Raw genomic sequence first — 14,298 nt, forward strand, 5'->3', positions numbered from 1 at the left:
GCAATTTTTCATCGAAATGATGTTTTCGTCCGACCCGGAAGCCTGGTCTTCCAGCGGCCGGCTCACGTCCGTTGTATTCAGCCCGCAAAAGAGTACGCATTGGCCCGCGCGTCATGCAGCGCGTGGTGCTCGCCGCCATGCCGGGCGAAGTATTCAGCGCGCCGCTCCCGGTCGCGACGGCCCGCGATATTCTCGACCCGCCAGCCGCGCGGCAGGGGGCCACCCAGCAGGAACCGGAACAGGTTCAGGTCCGTCTCGTAGTCGTAGCAGAGTACCGGGCCGGAGTCGCCGGGTACGCTGCCGAGCCATGCGCGCAGTGCCTCCCGCAGCCGGTCAAACGGCATCGCTCGCCCCTCAAACTGGCCGAGCTGCGGCAGCACCACCTTGCGGACAAAGTCACTACACCGTGCCAGATCGAAGTCAGTACGCTCGCCGTAGAACTCGTCCGCGTTCTCACCCACAATCGCGAGACTGACCAGCTGGCAGTGCCGGAAATCGGTGAATTCCGTGTCGATGAAATAGCGGTTAATCGAACCATCTTGCAGTTCGGCCGGCAGCGGCCAGAGCAGCGCGCCGTGAAAGGATGTATCCGTCATGTCCTGTTCTTCTTTCTTTTGCGGGCCCGCAGCGTGCAGCCCCGACGCATCCCGTCCCGAAGCGGCATTCCTGGGTCCTGGCCCGGAGATGCGGCCGGGTGCTCCGTGTGCATCCAGATCACCCCTCGCACCCGTGCCAGCAAAACCCGGCCGCCCGATGCTGCTCAGGGTGCACTCCCTTCTTTCGTCGGACCGTCTGCGGTTGCAGGCGCTTCCGGCTGCCCGCCGATCCCGTCCCGGCGCAAGCGGCGGCTCCGCCGCAGCGGCCCGGCGAGTACGCTCACGTGCTCCGGAAATGGAATCGTGGCGGCTCCGGTGGCATCGTCGCGGGTAGCAAGCGCGAAGCGCCGCAGGCGGGCGCGTAGTAGCGCGGACGTCTCGTCGGGCGGCAATGCCGGCGGTTTCCTGTGCCTGTTCATGTCATCTCCAGAGGATGCGCCCAGGATGAGGGCGAACTCACGTTGGCCGTGATAAGGCGGATTATCACGGCCAGCCTTCGTCCAGACGGTGCATTGCTGCGAGTCGCGTCTGCAACTCCATGAGGACCGCCGGCGCGCTGATGCCCAGCACCGGATCAGTGCGTACCAGGTGACCCCGGCACACCGCCGGCCAGCCCGCATCATCATCGTCGAGCGCAAGCCACGCTTCGGGCTGACGCCGGCACACATCGCCCCAGACCTGGACACCACGCGGGATGGACCGGAACCACACCGGGTCCATCCGGCCATGGAAAGTCGCGCCGATCACGCGCCGGCGCAGCGCCAGCGGCAGACGGCGCGCAACTTTGCGGACGCTGCGGAACACCAGAACCCAGCTCGTTGACAGCACGATGCGCAAATCGGGATAGGGCTCGAGGCAGCGCTCGAGTAGCGCGGCGTGTTCAAACAAAACATGCCCTGGCGGGCTCGCGACATACGGTCCGGTGCCAGGACGACGCCACACGTCTTCCGGGTGAAGGACGCCATCGAAATCGAGATACAGCACGGGACCACCTCGCCAGCGCGGCAGCACGTCCATCGACTGCCAGGGCAGGCGCGGTCCCACGCCCCCAAGCGCGTCCATTGCCAGCGCCGTTCAACGACTGGCCGGCTTCCCCGACGTTTTTGCGCGCCAGAGCCGCCTCCCTCGCGCAGGGCGTGTCGCAAGGGCACACGGCACCGAGAACGTTCGCCCCGCCGCCGTCGTGAACCGGGTCACCGTCACCAGCCGTTCGCCCTGGCTGTACTGTTCGGGCTCGGTTACCCCCACCCGGATCTCACTCACCGGATCGAGCGTCCACCGGTCGACCTCGTGTGCCAGTTGTGTGCTCAGCACAGCGGCGCCCCGGAGAACGACATCCCCGCCGACGAACCGCTCAAGATGCGGCGCAGTTTCGGACAGGTCGAGCATCACGATTGTCGGGACGACCCGCGAGCGTGCCGGTGACACCCGGAGGATCAGCACGTCCCGCGGAATCAGTTGCTCGATCGCCGACCACGCGCTGGCGCCCGGTAGCTCGTTGAAAAAAGGCATTGCATACGGAGGCATCCGGTTCTTTTCACTCGTTACAAACATAAGACACCAACCAATATCATTAACTCGTCGACACGAGCGAAATTTCGAAATTCTTCAGCATTGCGCTTTAGGTGGAGCAACAGCCGAGAGGCGTTAGTGCTCGTCGTTCAGCACGAACAATAAACATCTAATGCCTAGTTACTAAACATCCTGTGATGTTACCAGAACCGTCGGTTGAGGACACGATCCATGTTGGCATGCAACATGAGGTAACAAGAGGGTGGCAGCGACTAACGAAGCGAAATTTGCGAGAATGCTGGGGCGGGCTTTGGCGAAGGCGAGGATTGAATCAGGCTTGACGCAGGAAGAGGTTGCCAACCGGCTGGGCGTGGACCCTCAGACAATCAGCCGGCAGGAACGTGGTGCCAATTGGCCAACGCTCCCCCGCCTCATCGCTTATTCGGATCTCTATGCTATACCTGTCGCCACACTACTGACGCCGCCGTCGTCGTATGCGCAGGAATTAACAAGCACACTGAACGACCAGTTAAACAAGCTCGATGCAGAAGATCGCACATTGGCGCTGCATCTCATGTCGGATGTCTGCGCCCGACTTGCCAAGCCTCGTGCTCGGCGCAAGCATTAAACCGCCTCCTCGACGAGCGCACACCGATGGCCGGCCGATGGCTTGGGAGCCTCCTGCAGGGAAAAAAAGCGGTTTCTTGGCGACAGACGTGCGCGTAATCTGGACTGGAATCTCTCGCCGACGCTGCGCACTTGTGTCTTAAGGCACCACCGCCCGGCTCGCTCTAGCCCCCCGCGCCGCCATCAACTGTGCCCATATCTTCACTATCGTTCTCGCAATCTTCTCCCAGACGGGCGGCCCCAAACCAGTGGACCGAACGCCCTTGCGTAAGGTGGTTTCCGGACGCTAACTGCGCACAAGCCAGCCGCGACAGACCTGTGCGTAGGGTCGACCTTGGTGTGACTGTAGAGTGAGATAATTGCAGGGATGGCGAGGCGCTTATGGTCGATGTGATCCGTGGCACCTTGGAGAAGCACTAAGCCAACCTAGGAGCAGCCAATAAAGTTGTTCGGCAGCGCGACACGCGCGATGGAAACATCCTTCTTTGCTGGGAAAGCAGGTTGAATAATGGCAATGCAATCAGGCATCCCGCGAAGGTGCCGATATTCGGTCTCTGAACCGGAGAAGCAGCTTCGCTAATATGCTGAAAGGAGCATGAACGCTGGGTCGTCTCAGCAATCTCGAGTCCGTTGCAGGCGCCCAAAACCTTGCGCATGCCAACGGAGACGAATTTGCACGTATCGACGTAAGGTACGCTTGTCGCTGTGACCTAAAACCTGCGCAAGGGCGTCCAGCAGAAACTCAATATGGACATTGTGTATGCCGACCCGCTCAACCTCTGCATCGACGTTTTCGTTGATGAAGTCGGTTGCAAACTTCGCCCGAACCCGGTGCGTATGCACCCTTGAGGCAGAATCGACGAAAGCATCCTTGAAAATTCGATTGATCTGGCGGTCACTGATTGGTCGCCCGGATGTATGACTTATGAAGACTGCGTCCGGCGCCTTTAGAAGAGTTGTCAACTTAAGCACCGCACTGCGTTCGTTGCCCCAGTATGAGAGCGTCTCATCGAGAAGTTGACCCGTTGCGTAGACTGTTCTCTCCTTGCCGCCTTTGCCTGTTATCTCAATTGGCAACCGTCCATCCTCCCGCGAAAGCGCACGCGAGGCTAAGAGAAGTGTATAACTGAGCACAAGAAGCTCGGAACGGCGAATACCAGTTGTAAGCACCCAATTCAACATCAGAACGTTCCTGATTCTGATACCTTCATCTGCATTATTGGCCAGTCTGACGAACGCGTCATCCACCTCTTTATTGTTCGGAATTGGCAACTGCGCACGCTCCGCGTCACCTAGTAGAAGGCCACTTTCGATATACCACCGCCCTCGAACCTGATATCTCGTGATTTGGATTGGATAAAGCTTGCCACATTGCATGGTGCCGTTTCCAATTCTGTTTTCAACATACCGATGCTCCTGTGCCCACCAAAAAAATCTGTAGACCACAGACAATTTGGCGTTTACTGTCCTGTTGATGTTGCCTCTTGCTAGGCAAGCCGAACGATACAAGATCAATATGTCGTCAGTCACACTGTCCCAACGGACAGACTTGGTTGCCGCCATATTCGTACCCGATTTACTAACAGGCACCTGCAGCCATCTCCAGAACAAGACGAGATTTCGAGCGGTCTGTCTGATTCCAATGCGTCGATGTCCCGTTTTTGCCAAATGTCGGAACCAGGCGCATGGCACGGCAACCGGCTTACCGTGCGCCGTCACCAGCAGCGGAACATCTCGATGGAGTTCGTCATTCAAACGACATGTGTCGTCAGAGAATATTAATTCCAAGCCGTGCTTCGGCCTCTTCATCAATCGTCCTTCTTCTTTTTGACCAGCCGTAGACCTGACGGTTGGTTGAGCGACCTTCGTAATCTGTCCATTTCACGCTTTAAATTTGCAAAGTCTGACGACATTTGGTCCCGTCCAGATATGGCCATTTCTAGGTCGTTAGAGAGCTGCTGTATAGTCGAAGCCATCCCACGGACAAGCCTATTTAGTCGCCGTATTTCGGCTTGATCTCGATCGTACAACTCAACGTGCGGTTTCCTTTTCGGCGAGGGACGCTTTTCAGCGGCACGGAGTTCGACTATAAGAGAAGATGCTTCCCGTATGAGCTTCGCGCGGGAGGGTTCGCTGTCCTTGACGTTAATGGAATTTGGACTGCCCAGCCGCACGATGCCGAGACTCTCATTCTCCCAAAGACGGTATTGCGTCATGCTTCGCGGCACATACGCACCTTCCGGCACGCCCGTTTCCCTGTACTGCCTAAGCACACTGTTTTTTGCTTCGAGCGTGCTATCGACAAAGTTCACGCGCGCGGCATTTCCGAGTTTCGATTCGCCAGTCATTGCGCGGCCCTCCTCCTAAGCGAATGCGTTCGACGAGAAGGTGTTCATCTTGTTTAGATGCTTCTGCATGCGTTCGCGAAGTAGCGGCGCCAGTTTGATAGGCTTCCTCAGACTTTCTTGCAGTTCTTTTTCCGCGCTGTGCCAATGGGCGCGGCGTGTCTCGTCTGTGAAGAAGAATAGGCACCCGGAACACCGGACTTCATCGGAACCCGTGTGGTCAGGCCGACCATCGACGCCCAGCCGTCCGGTCCGGCAATCCTTTTGCTGGCATGCCGCTCGGCGAAGGTTAGACGGTACGGCTTTGCAGGCGCAGTAACCCCACGGATTGGCCTTGACTGCAATATCGGCATCTCGCAACAATTCTGTCAGTTGACGCTCGACATCGGCATCAGATGCTAGACGGATAGATGGTCGTAGTCGCTCCACCATCCGCAATAGTTTCTTGCCGAAGATTCCGGCCGGGTGCAGTGTGCCATCCAGCATAGCCTGCGTTTTTCGGGCAGCGAGTCGGTACATCTCTCCTCCGAGAAGCCTAATCATTTCCCGGTCTCTGACGTAGGTTAACGTCATCTCAATGGAGAAATGTCGGAGGTGGTAACTAAGGGAGCTTAGGTCTCCAGCGTCATATCTCCAAACATATAGAATCGCGAAGAGTTTCCGCAACTGGTGAGCAGTATAGTGCCAAGGCTGCCAACCTTTTGATCCAGACACGTACGGGTTCCCTGTTATTTTTGCAAAGTCATCCATGCATTGGTCTAATTTTCCAACTCGATCATCACGGAAAGTACCGTGTATAACTGTTCGAACGGCGAAGATAAATTTGTTTGGGCTCTTCCGAACGTAGGTTCCGAACCGTCTCATCAATCTTATTGCCGAGACAACGACTTCTGGAACAGGCACAAGCTCCCGCTTCCGTTTTGTTTTTGCTATGTAACACTCCATCCAGAATCCGCTCTGCCTGCTACCTCGGATAGCGTCCGTGCGTAGCGTGAGAAGTTCAATGCGGCGGCGCGCGCTGAGAATTCCGGCCACAATAAAGCACGCGTTGGGCAGGTACCGTTTAATCGCGTCCACGCAATAGATGTGCCCGGCTTCGGAAGTTCGATCACGAGAAAGACGGAATCCAATCTTGCTTGAGTACTTGGCATTAAAATCCTCGATTATCCTCCGCTTATTTTCAGGTTGCCCTTGAAACTTTGATTCTTTTGTCATCACTCTGTATAGCGCGATGAGCTTGGGCCCAATTTCAACAACCCAATGAATAGCGCTTTGCAGCAGATGCAGTCCGGCGACCTCAGGGATGGTCGGCGTATGACCGGGACGGCCGTTCGTTTTGACATTTGCCGGAAGCCCATCCGGGAATGGGTCAAAAGTCAAACAGCTGCTAAGGTGGTCCCGGAGAATGTAAAGTAGATGCACAGCGCGAACAGTCGAATAATGAGCAGCCTCGCCCCTATCGAGGGGCGGCTGCTTGAATTCATATTCCGAGATTGGCCGGATCTTGCAGTGCTCCTTCACTTCGTCGAAGATGGATTTCGCTCGCGGCATAGCAAGCCTATTCCCGAAAACGGACTTTCTTACATCGGGGAATGTCATACCATCAAGGCTTTTGTTGGCTTCGGACATTGCCTTGAGATACTCAAACACGCGCCTCGGAGAATTGATGAGCGACTCGTATCCTTTCGCTGCATCATCCAGAAATTTCGTAATGTGCGTCATACTCAGGTCGCCGAAATCGTAGAGACCTCTTTCGACCATCCAGCTAGCAAGATTGACAAGCCTTTGTGCCATTTTCCGTTGAACGACACCGCTATCCACCCTGCAATCTGAAGAACGGTAACGGGAGTAGTAGACGACCTCGCGTATCACCATATGTACTCTTGCGTTGACCCTATCCGTTAAGAGGGTTCCATCTGCGAGTTTTGACTTCAGGCAAATAGGCACCCGTATTCCGCTCTTCTCGCGGACGACCATATTTTCGGGAGTGTCAAGCTCTAGCCAATCAACAGATGGGAAGCCTTGATGCGAAATATCCTTCGACTGTAGATGAACTGGCATCACTCGCTCCTCAGAGAATGAAAGTCGGTTGCTGGTTGTTCCTATACAGCTCGTTCACGTGAAATTCCGCCTTCCGGAAAATTGAAGCGTGGATACTTCGTTTCGCCTTCTCGACCACCACTTCGGCATATGCCAAGAGCGGGAGATACTCGATCTCCCACTTCGCAGTTGCTTGACTTTGCAACAGATCCTTCCGCGCAAGCAGGTCTCGGCGGATACAAAGGACGTCTACGAGATTCTCGAAATCAACGAAGAAAACGCTTCCTGCACAGTCGAGGCACGGCGAACCGACGTCAGGGCAACGTTCGTCCCGCTCTGCGACCTGCTTGGAGTTCGAAAACGGGGACTTGCACGAGAATCCCATCCCCGTATGCTCGGCCTTCTCGAGTATCTCTTTAGCTTGTCGCTTCGTGATTCCGAATGCGCTGGCCAACTCGAGATGACTAAATACAATCTTATTTTGTAGATACTCTGTAAACCCTCTTACTTTGGCCGTGTACAAGAGTATGACCGGATAGGTTCGAGCATATCCTTCACTCACTCCGGTCCCGGGCTGGTGATGCGCGTGTAATCGAGTAGCCACGACGCTGCCGCCATCGGTCAACGTTTGATACATGAGACCGGAAACCCGAATGGAACCGGGTGTCAAAACATACTTTTCCCTGTCCTTACCTCCCAGCAATAGATGGAGCCAGTGACACAAAGACTTAGCGGTTAACACGTAGCCTCTTGTGGTTCCGTCGTTGCTACGCTTCGCGCAGATCAAAAGGTTTGAGGCGGTGAATCCCAAAGCCTTTCGGACGATCTTCGTTTGCTGTTGGACATATCGAATTGCTTGCGGTACAGAGACGCTAACACCCTTGTCTTCGACCAAAAAGTCGGAAACGATTGATTCAAAGCCTGCTCGGGGCTTTACAGATACGACTCGCTGAATACGCGCATCGTTCGTTTCTTGAAGGCAATCTTCACCCAACTCGAGTGCCGTACATACGTTGCCGTAGGCGTCAATCATGTACAAAAGGCAACATGCGACCAGCGTTGGTACACTTACGGAGGTGAGTTCATCCGCTCCCATGAGGCCGCCGACTGACGGCAAAAACTCTTTCTCGTATCGTTTCGGAACACCCCGCAACTTTGGGAACGGAGCAAGACCTGAGAACCGATCCCTTATTACCACTAGCCAGTTAGCATTACTGACATTCATATTGTTTTCAGGAAATAACTCTTCCAGTACTTCGTGACGCTCAATGTTTTTTATTCCGATTCCTTTTATGGACGACCACTTGTCGAAAAGTTCGACGGCCCTCGGGTTCGCCCATTTTTCCACGGCTTCGTCTGCCGCCGCCTTACGCGTCATGACTCTTGCAAGGTAGTACTCTGCGACGCTGCGAACGCCGTTCAATAGTTCGAGCGTTCCGCGCGAAATGGAATTGACAATGGCATCTTCCGACTGCTCAAGTCCCCTCGCCAAATTCGTCCCAATATGCTTGAGATCTTCTAGCTCACTGGCGTCCAGCCCCCTATGTTGCGCCCCCAGCAATGCGCGGATTTTCTCTAGAACTTTGTCGATATTTTCGAGACCACCTACTTGTTCGAGCAGACCCTTCTTCGGCGCGGTGTTTTGCCGCCAGCCTGCAGGCTGTGCTGGAAGCGTCACTTTCGGCGCGATCCCAGCATCTACGAGGAAGCGGACAATTACGCATGTCTGTTTTATCGCGGTCCCAATAGACGCTTCAGTAATGTCCTGACGGCTCTTCACCGAAGATGCCCATGCCTCAAGGAAATTTTGCCAGACTTTCGCCGGGCCAATTTTCGTATGAGTGCAACCTCTTAGCAACGCTGCGCGATAACGGTTTTGACCTGCACCGTATTCCATTAGGGTACGCAGGTAGAACAGATATCCTCTGCTAGTTGCCGTCCTACGACGGGCAAAAGTTCGCGCGAGCGTTAGCGCGATGTAGCGAGCGAGCGCGGGCGGGAAAAGGGAAGTTAGCCAACTGAAATCAAAGCCCCCTTTCCCAACAACTTCGAAGGCGAGACCGCCCTTCAGCGCTCGTATCAGAGGCTCGGCCTCTTCATCCTTCTTGAATTTTCTTCGCTTCGTTGGCATGTGACCCTCACGTTGCCGCCTAAGACACACGCTACTTTTATGCGCCTTATAGCTTATATATAGTGCTTACGAAATGTATACGTATCTCTTGTTACAAATTAGGACTTTGGCGGTGTTAGACAGCCGCAAGCAGCACGGTCAGTCAGCGCCAATTATTTTGGCCGATCGAGGGCGTATCTGTCGCTGCTTAAGAGGCCATAGTTGTCGGTCCTTTGTAGTGGTCTAATTTCCTCGGACAGGTCGATAGGAGGACAATCCTGAATCGACGAGGAAAAACAATAGATGACAAGAAGGCGCCGACAATTTGACGCCAGCTTCAAGCTGGAAGTGGTACGGATGGTTCGGGACCAGGGCTTATCGGTCGGTGAAGTCAGCCGGTCGATGGACCTTGTTGAGACAGCCGTGCGGCGTTGGGTCGCGCAGTACGACGCGGAGCGTGCTGGCGGCCCCGGCGAGGGCAAGCCGCTGACGGCGGAACAGCAGCGCATCCGGCAACTTGAAGCGGAGAACCGGCAATTGCGCGAGGACAATGCGCTGCTAAAAAACTTCCAAAAGGCCATGCCCTTCCCAAGGAGCAGAAACTCCGGGGCGGCAGACTACACTGGCATAGCCGAAGGGAGCGGCCGTCTGCTTATTGGTGACCAATCCCGTTAAAAAACATGGCCCGGGACTGATGCGGCCCCGGCATTGGTGACGCCGCAAGGCGATCCCGTTCAGGAAAGTGATCTACCCCGCTGTCCCGCCCTTTGGCACTTCCATTGATCTGGAGGGCTGTCATGGCACAGAGCAAGGCAAGACAAACGACCGATCGCCACGCGGATATGTCCGTTATCAATCCGCATGCCGCCGGCATTGATGTTGGTGCACAGTTTCATGTTGTCGCCGTTGGGCCCGAATGGACCTCCGAGCCAGTGCGTTCATTTCGCAGTTTCACCACCGATCTTCACGAACTTGCCAGGTGGCTCAGGCAGGTCAAGGTCACGACTGTCGTGATGGAGTCGGTGCCGTTCGATGCGTCTTTTGGCTCGCTTAGCCGGTTCGCGCTCGAGTAGCGCTTTGAGCAGTCGCGCAGCCTCCAGACCTCCTTGCCTGAACGCTCCGCGAACTCGGGCCACAACCTGCCGATGGTCGGTAGACGTAGCTCGTTGAACATCGGAGCCGGACGGTCGTTATCATGGACGGGGCGTCCACACTGCTACCTAGTGGAGTAGCTCGTCATACATTTCCACGGGCGGCATCTCGACCATCATTTTGAAAAATAAGGCCCGACGCGGCGCGAACTCGTCGCGCCGGTCGACCGCTTCCTTCAGATACCGCGATGCATTGTTGCGCGTGCCCCGCGTGCCGCAATGGTCAAGCGGCGTTGCGTAACGTACCTTGAAGTCTTCCTGCTCCGTCAGACTGTCAACGTCATCCGACAGGCTGTCAGAGCGTGTTTTGCTACCCGGCCGCGCGGGCTTCGAAACTCTTTCCATCCGCATCCACGTTCGCGCATTTCCACCGTGAGAACGCCAGCACAAAATGACAGACTGGGTGGCCGGACGGAGCGCCGCCGATCGCCTTCCACAGCTTGCTCATATCAGTGAAGTCCGACAGTCCGAGCACGCCGGGCTGATGCGTCTGTGAGAAGAAACCTCTTGAGGGGCCCTCGGGAGACCGGTGCTGGCGAAAACGCCGCACGCTATCGGGATAACGACCGAAGTGATCATCCTGCAGCTTGCGCTGGACCGAGATGCCCATAGGCGGGGCGCGCTACGCAGCAACGGTACGACTTCGCTGTGCCATACGTCGACGAAAGGATCAGGACTGGTTCGCCACGGCTAACGCGGCTTCCGGGAGCGCAACGTAGCATCGACCCGACGCTGCGTGCCGTACGCACACCAAGGTCGTTCTAGGCGGTCGCCAATTCCTGCGAATGGTGTTTGTGCTTGTTCATATAAAGACAAACCAGTTGGGCGGTAATGCTGGCTCCAGACGTCAGCCGAGCGCTTCTTCTTTAAGTCTCGCCTATCCTAAAGGTCACCGACACAGCGACGCCCGTCGTCTCCGACGACTACGCCGCCTGCGAGTCCTAGCCACCGGCCAAAACAATCTTCAACGGTGGCCCAAGGTTATTGTCGCCGACTGCGGCATGTTTTTTGGTCCACTTATTGGCGTGTGGCTACGTAGTGAGTGGTAAATTTGCATATTTGACGACCGGTACACCCGAAAACATTCCGCTTTCCTCTTGGATTGAGACAATGACCGCGCACCCGCAACGGTTTCTAATCGCGACGAACGGTCGGTTGGCTCGCGCCTACTTGAATTTTCAACAAGACGATCCACATATTGGTGTGTGGCTACGCGGTGAGTGGTAAATTTGCGTATTCGATGAGTGGTACACCTGAAAACATTCCTCCTTCCTCTTGGATTGGGACAATGACCGCGCAACCCCTACGGTGTCTAATCGCGACGAACGGTCGGTTGGCTCGCGCCTACTTGAATTTTCAACAAGACGATCCACATATTGGTGCGTGGCTACGCGGTGAGTGGTAAATTTGCGTATTCGATGAGTGGTACACCTGAAAACATCCGCCTTCCTCTTGGATTGAGACAATGACCGCGCAACCGCTACGGTCTCTAATCGCGACAAACGTTCGGTTGGCTCGCGCCTATTTGGATTTGCAACAAGACGAACTAGCGAATCGCGCCGGGCTGCATAGGACCTACATCGGCGGCCTCGAACGCGGCGAGCGAAACATAACCGTTGATAACCTTGAGCGCGTCGCGGTGGCGCTCGGTATTCCTGCGTGGCATCTATTGAATCCCGACTTCAATCCAAAGACGCTCTTTTTGGGATATAGACTCCGGGACCCGGCAACACCGGGGCCGGCTTAGCTCCCGGCGCGGCGGAGATTGCGGCTAACGGTATCCGCGGTCGAAAGTGCTTCACGCCTTGTCCGCAGGGCCTTTTCGGTGCGCATATAGCCTTGGCACGGCGCAGAAGTCTGGGAAATCGCCTCGGGCTACTTCGGCTGCCGTAACGATGACGGCACCTTCAGCGCGGAGAAGTTCGCGAAGCAGGCCACCGAGCCGCAAGTGAAGATGATCGAAGTGAAGCTCTCGCAAGGCGCGAAGCCCGGTCACGGCGGCGTGCTGCCGGCCGCGAAGATCACGCCCGAGATTGCGGAAACGCGCGGCGTGCCGATGGGTCGCGATTGCATCTCGCCCGCCACGCACTCCGAATTCTCGTCGCCGCGCGGCCTGCTCGAATTCGTCGACCGTTTGCGCACGCTGTCCGGCGGCAAGCCGACCGGGTTCAAGCTGTGCATCGGGCATCCGTGGGAATTTTTCGGCATTGCAAAGGCGATGCTGGAGACGGGGATTCTGCCGGACTTCATCGTGGTCGACGGTGCGGAAGGCGGCACGGGCGCAGCGCCACTGGAGTTCACCGATCACGTCGGCGTGCCGCTGCAGGAAGGCCTGCTGCTGGTGCACAACACGCTGGTCGGCATCGGCTTGCGTCAGCGCATCCGCATCGGCGCGAGCGGCAAGATGATTACCGCATTCGACATCACGAAGACACTTGCGATCGGCGCGGATTGGGTCAACGCGGCGCGCGGTTTCATGTTCGCGGTCGGTTGCATCCAGGCGCAGACCTGCCATACCGGCCGCTGCCCGACGGGCGTCGCGACGCAGGATCCGGTGCGCCAGCGTGCTTTGGTGGTGCCGGACAAGGCCGACCGTGTATTCAACTTCCATCACAACACGCTGCATGCGCTGAAGGAAATCATTCAGGCCGCGGGACTCAAGCATCCGGCGGAACTGCGCGCGCATCACATCGTGCGGCGCGTGTCGTCGCATGAGGTGCGGTTGATGTCGGAACTGTTGAAGTATCTTGATCCGAACGATCTGCTGAACGGCAACTATCGCTACTCGTTGTACGAGAAATATTGGCCCATGGCGCAAAGCGATTCGTTTGCACCGAAAATCGAACTGGCCGCGACGTAATCCGGCTACCGCGATGATCGGCTTATGAGTCGATCATCGCGGAGTCTTAGGTTTTGACGGCGAATTCTTGCAGAAAAATAAGAATCCTTGAGAGCTCGTCTCATATACAAGGACAGCGGCGAACCGTACATTTGCGTGATCTCTTTTCCCGCTCAATGTCCATGGTTACACCCTCCTTTGTTCCACTGCCGCTCGGCGAACACACGCAACTCGTCCAGACTCGCCATGGCTGGATGCTCGCCAATCCGAACGACTTCTATCTCGGCCGCGCACTCATCGAATACGGTGAATGCAGCGAACTCGAATCTGCCGTGTTGCGGCAGTTGCTGGTGCAGCCCGGCATCGTCGTGGAAGTCGGCGCGAATATCGGCGTACATACGATCATGCTGGCTCGCGAGGCGCAGGCACGCCGTCAGGTGCTGGTCGCATTCGAGCCGCAGCCCGTGATCTTTCAGAACCTGTGCGCGAATCTCGCGGCCAATGGCGTGCGTAACGTGCTGGCCTGGCCGTATGCGTGCGGGGCGACTGCGGGGACGCTGCATTTTGCACAGCCGGACTATGATGCCCCGGGCAATTTTGGTGGCGTGTCGATGCAGACGGAAGCTGCGGCGAATACGCTTCCGGTTCCGTGCGTGCGGCTAGACGATGTGCTGCGATCGCATGTAGTGGGGCTGCTGAAGCTGGACGTCGAAGGGTTCGAGTTGAACGCGCTGCTAGGTGCGGAGGAAACGATTGCCCGCTCTCGGCCCGTGATTTACGTGGAGAACGACCGGCTCGATCGGTCGCAGGCTTTGATCGAGTGGTTGTGGTCGAAGGAATACCGGATGTGGTGGCATTTGCCGCCGTTATTCAACTCCGGAAATTTCTTTGGGCGGACGGAGAATATTTACGGTCGCGTGGTGTCATGCAATATGCTCGCGCTGCCCCGGGAGTTGGAGATGGAGATTGACGGGTTTGTCGAGGTGACGGATTCGGAGGCGCATGCGTTGATGGGGTTGGCGGGATAGCGCATAGAAGTGCGGTGTCGTGACACTAGGCGGCGTGCAGTCTTTCGTTG

The 14,298-nt window shown here is 56.5% G+C and carries 13 protein-coding genes and 2 pseudogenes; 6 read left to right on the top strand and 9 right to left on the bottom strand.

The window, feature by feature from the left end; genetic code table 11:
- Positions 1 to 77 precede the first annotated feature (77 nt).
- From PQR40_RS26075 to PQR40_RS26090, 4 genes are all read right to left on the bottom strand, one after another.
- Positions 78 to 596: a 3'-5' exonuclease family protein gene (locus tag PQR40_RS26075; protein ID WP_408510118.1), complete on the bottom strand. Its 519-nt coding sequence runs from the start codon at positions 594 to 596 to the stop codon at positions 78 to 80.
- A gap of 164 nt (positions 597 to 760) precedes the next feature.
- Positions 761 to 1,015 (bottom strand): hypothetical protein, encoded by a 255-nt coding sequence (locus tag PQR40_RS26080; RefSeq protein WP_408510119.1) that lies wholly within the window; start codon positions 1,013 to 1,015, stop codon positions 761 to 763.
- A 64-nt stretch (positions 1,016 to 1,079) separates the two neighbouring features.
- Complete coding sequence (locus PQR40_RS26085) at positions 1,080 to 1,658, bottom strand: HAD domain-containing protein (protein ID WP_408510120.1); 579 nt, start codon at positions 1,656 to 1,658, stop codon at positions 1,080 to 1,082.
- A 12-nt stretch (positions 1,659 to 1,670) separates the two neighbouring features.
- Positions 1,671 to 2,108, bottom strand: a complete 438-nt coding sequence (locus PQR40_RS26090; RefSeq protein ID WP_408510121.1) for a hypothetical protein — start codon at positions 2,106 to 2,108, stop codon at positions 1,671 to 1,673.
- A gap of 262 nt (positions 2,109 to 2,370) precedes the next feature.
- On the opposite strand from PQR40_RS26090, the gene relB reads away from it, so the two are divergent.
- Positions 2,371 to 2,736, top strand: a complete 366-nt coding sequence (gene relB, locus PQR40_RS26095) for a type II toxin-antitoxin system RelB family anti-toxin (RefSeq protein WP_408510122.1) — start codon at positions 2,371 to 2,373, stop codon at positions 2,734 to 2,736.
- A 611-nt stretch (positions 2,737 to 3,347) separates the two neighbouring features.
- Here relB and PQR40_RS26100 read toward each other — a convergent pair.
- From PQR40_RS26100 to PQR40_RS26115, 4 genes are read right to left on the bottom strand one after another with little or no spacing between them, the layout of a single operon-like run.
- The gene (locus tag PQR40_RS26100) at positions 3,348 to 4,490 is read right to left on the bottom strand and encodes a tyrosine-type recombinase/integrase (RefSeq protein ID WP_408510123.1); all 1,143 of its coding nucleotides are present in this window, start codon (positions 4,488 to 4,490) and stop codon (positions 3,348 to 3,350) included.
- A gap of 53 nt (positions 4,491 to 4,543) precedes the next feature.
- The gene (locus tag PQR40_RS26105; protein ID WP_408510124.1) at positions 4,544 to 5,083 is read right to left on the bottom strand and encodes a hypothetical protein; all 540 of its coding nucleotides are present in this window, start codon (positions 5,081 to 5,083) and stop codon (positions 4,544 to 4,546) included.
- Positions 5,084 to 5,098: 15 nt separating this feature from the next.
- Positions 5,099 to 7,141, bottom strand: a complete 2,043-nt coding sequence (locus tag PQR40_RS26110; protein WP_408510125.1) for a hypothetical protein — start codon at positions 7,139 to 7,141, stop codon at positions 5,099 to 5,101.
- Between the two features lie 10 nt (positions 7,142 to 7,151).
- Entirely contained in the window at positions 7,152 to 9,251 is a 2,100-nt protein-coding gene (locus tag PQR40_RS26115) for a hypothetical protein (protein WP_408510126.1), read from the bottom strand.
- 282 nt (positions 9,252 to 9,533) lie between these two features.
- On the opposite strand from PQR40_RS26115, the pseudogene PQR40_RS26120 reads away from it, so the two are divergent.
- Both PQR40_RS26120 and PQR40_RS26125 read left to right on the top strand, forming a co-directional pair.
- Positions 9,534 to 9,794 (top strand): annotated as a pseudogene (locus PQR40_RS26120) (transposase); the annotation flags it as partial.
- 233 nt (positions 9,795 to 10,027) lie between these two features.
- On the top strand, positions 10,028 to 10,303 hold the full coding sequence (locus tag PQR40_RS26125; RefSeq protein ID WP_408510127.1) for a hypothetical protein: 276 nt from the start codon (positions 10,028 to 10,030) through the stop codon (positions 10,301 to 10,303).
- Between the two features lie 147 nt (positions 10,304 to 10,450).
- On the opposite strand, the gene PQR40_RS26130 is transcribed toward PQR40_RS26125, so the two are convergent.
- Complete coding sequence (locus tag PQR40_RS26130) at positions 10,451 to 10,726, bottom strand: hypothetical protein (RefSeq protein ID WP_408510128.1); 276 nt, start codon at positions 10,724 to 10,726, stop codon at positions 10,451 to 10,453.
- A gap of 1,120 nt (positions 10,727 to 11,846) precedes the next feature.
- On the opposite strand from PQR40_RS26130, the gene PQR40_RS26135 reads away from it, so the two are divergent.
- The 3 genes and pseudogenes from PQR40_RS26135 to PQR40_RS26145 all read left to right on the top strand — a co-directional run bounded on the left by PQR40_RS26135 (position 11,847) and on the right by PQR40_RS26145 (position 14,248).
- On the top strand, positions 11,847 to 12,128 hold the full coding sequence (locus PQR40_RS26135) for a helix-turn-helix domain-containing protein (RefSeq protein WP_408510129.1): 282 nt from the start codon (positions 11,847 to 11,849) through the stop codon (positions 12,126 to 12,128).
- Between the two features lie 96 nt (positions 12,129 to 12,224).
- Positions 12,225 to 13,241, top strand: a pseudogene (locus tag PQR40_RS26140) (FMN-binding glutamate synthase family protein); the annotation flags it as partial.
- Positions 13,242 to 13,402: 161 nt separating this feature from the next.
- Positions 13,403 to 14,248, top strand: coding sequence for an FkbM family methyltransferase (locus PQR40_RS26145; protein WP_408510130.1), 846 nt, complete (start codon positions 13,403 to 13,405; stop codon positions 14,246 to 14,248).
- Positions 14,249 to 14,298 lie beyond the last annotated feature (50 nt).

Source organism: Paraburkholderia sediminicola, from assembly GCF_046026855.1.
GTDB classification, from domain to species: domain Bacteria; phylum Pseudomonadota; class Gammaproteobacteria; order Burkholderiales; family Burkholderiaceae; genus Paraburkholderia; species Paraburkholderia sediminicola_A.

Coding starts and splice junctions, on each gene's coding strand:
- PQR40_RS26125 (WP_408510127.1), top strand. CDS start 10,028: ATGGCACAGAGCAAGGCAAGACAAACGACCGATCGCCACGCGGATATG.
- PQR40_RS26105 (WP_408510124.1), bottom strand. CDS start 5,083: ATGACTGGCGAATCGAAACTCGGAAATGCCGCGCGCGTGAACTTTGTC.
- PQR40_RS26085 (WP_408510120.1), bottom strand. CDS start 1,658: ATGGACGCGCTTGGGGGCGTGGGACCGCGCCTGCCCTGGCAGTCGATG.
- PQR40_RS26130 (WP_408510128.1), bottom strand. CDS start 10,726: ATGGAAAGAGTTTCGAAGCCCGCGCGGCCGGGTAGCAAAACACGCTCT.
- PQR40_RS26090 (WP_408510121.1), bottom strand. CDS start 2,108: ATGCCTTTTTTCAACGAGCTACCGGGCGCCAGCGCGTGGTCGGCGATC.
- PQR40_RS26110 (WP_408510125.1), bottom strand. CDS start 7,141: ATGCCAGTTCATCTACAGTCGAAGGATATTTCGCATCAAGGCTTCCCA.
- PQR40_RS26145 (WP_408510130.1), top strand. CDS start 13,403: ATGGTTACACCCTCCTTTGTTCCACTGCCGCTCGGCGAACACACGCAA.
- PQR40_RS26115 (WP_408510126.1), bottom strand. CDS start 9,251: ATGCCAACGAAGCGAAGAAAATTCAAGAAGGATGAAGAGGCCGAGCCT.
- PQR40_RS26080 (WP_408510119.1), bottom strand. CDS start 1,015: ATGAACAGGCACAGGAAACCGCCGGCATTGCCGCCCGACGAGACGTCC.
- PQR40_RS26075 (WP_408510118.1), bottom strand. CDS start 596: ATGACGGATACATCCTTTCACGGCGCGCTGCTCTGGCCGCTGCCGGCC.
- PQR40_RS26135 (WP_408510129.1), top strand. CDS start 11,847: ATGACCGCGCAACCGCTACGGTCTCTAATCGCGACAAACGTTCGGTTG.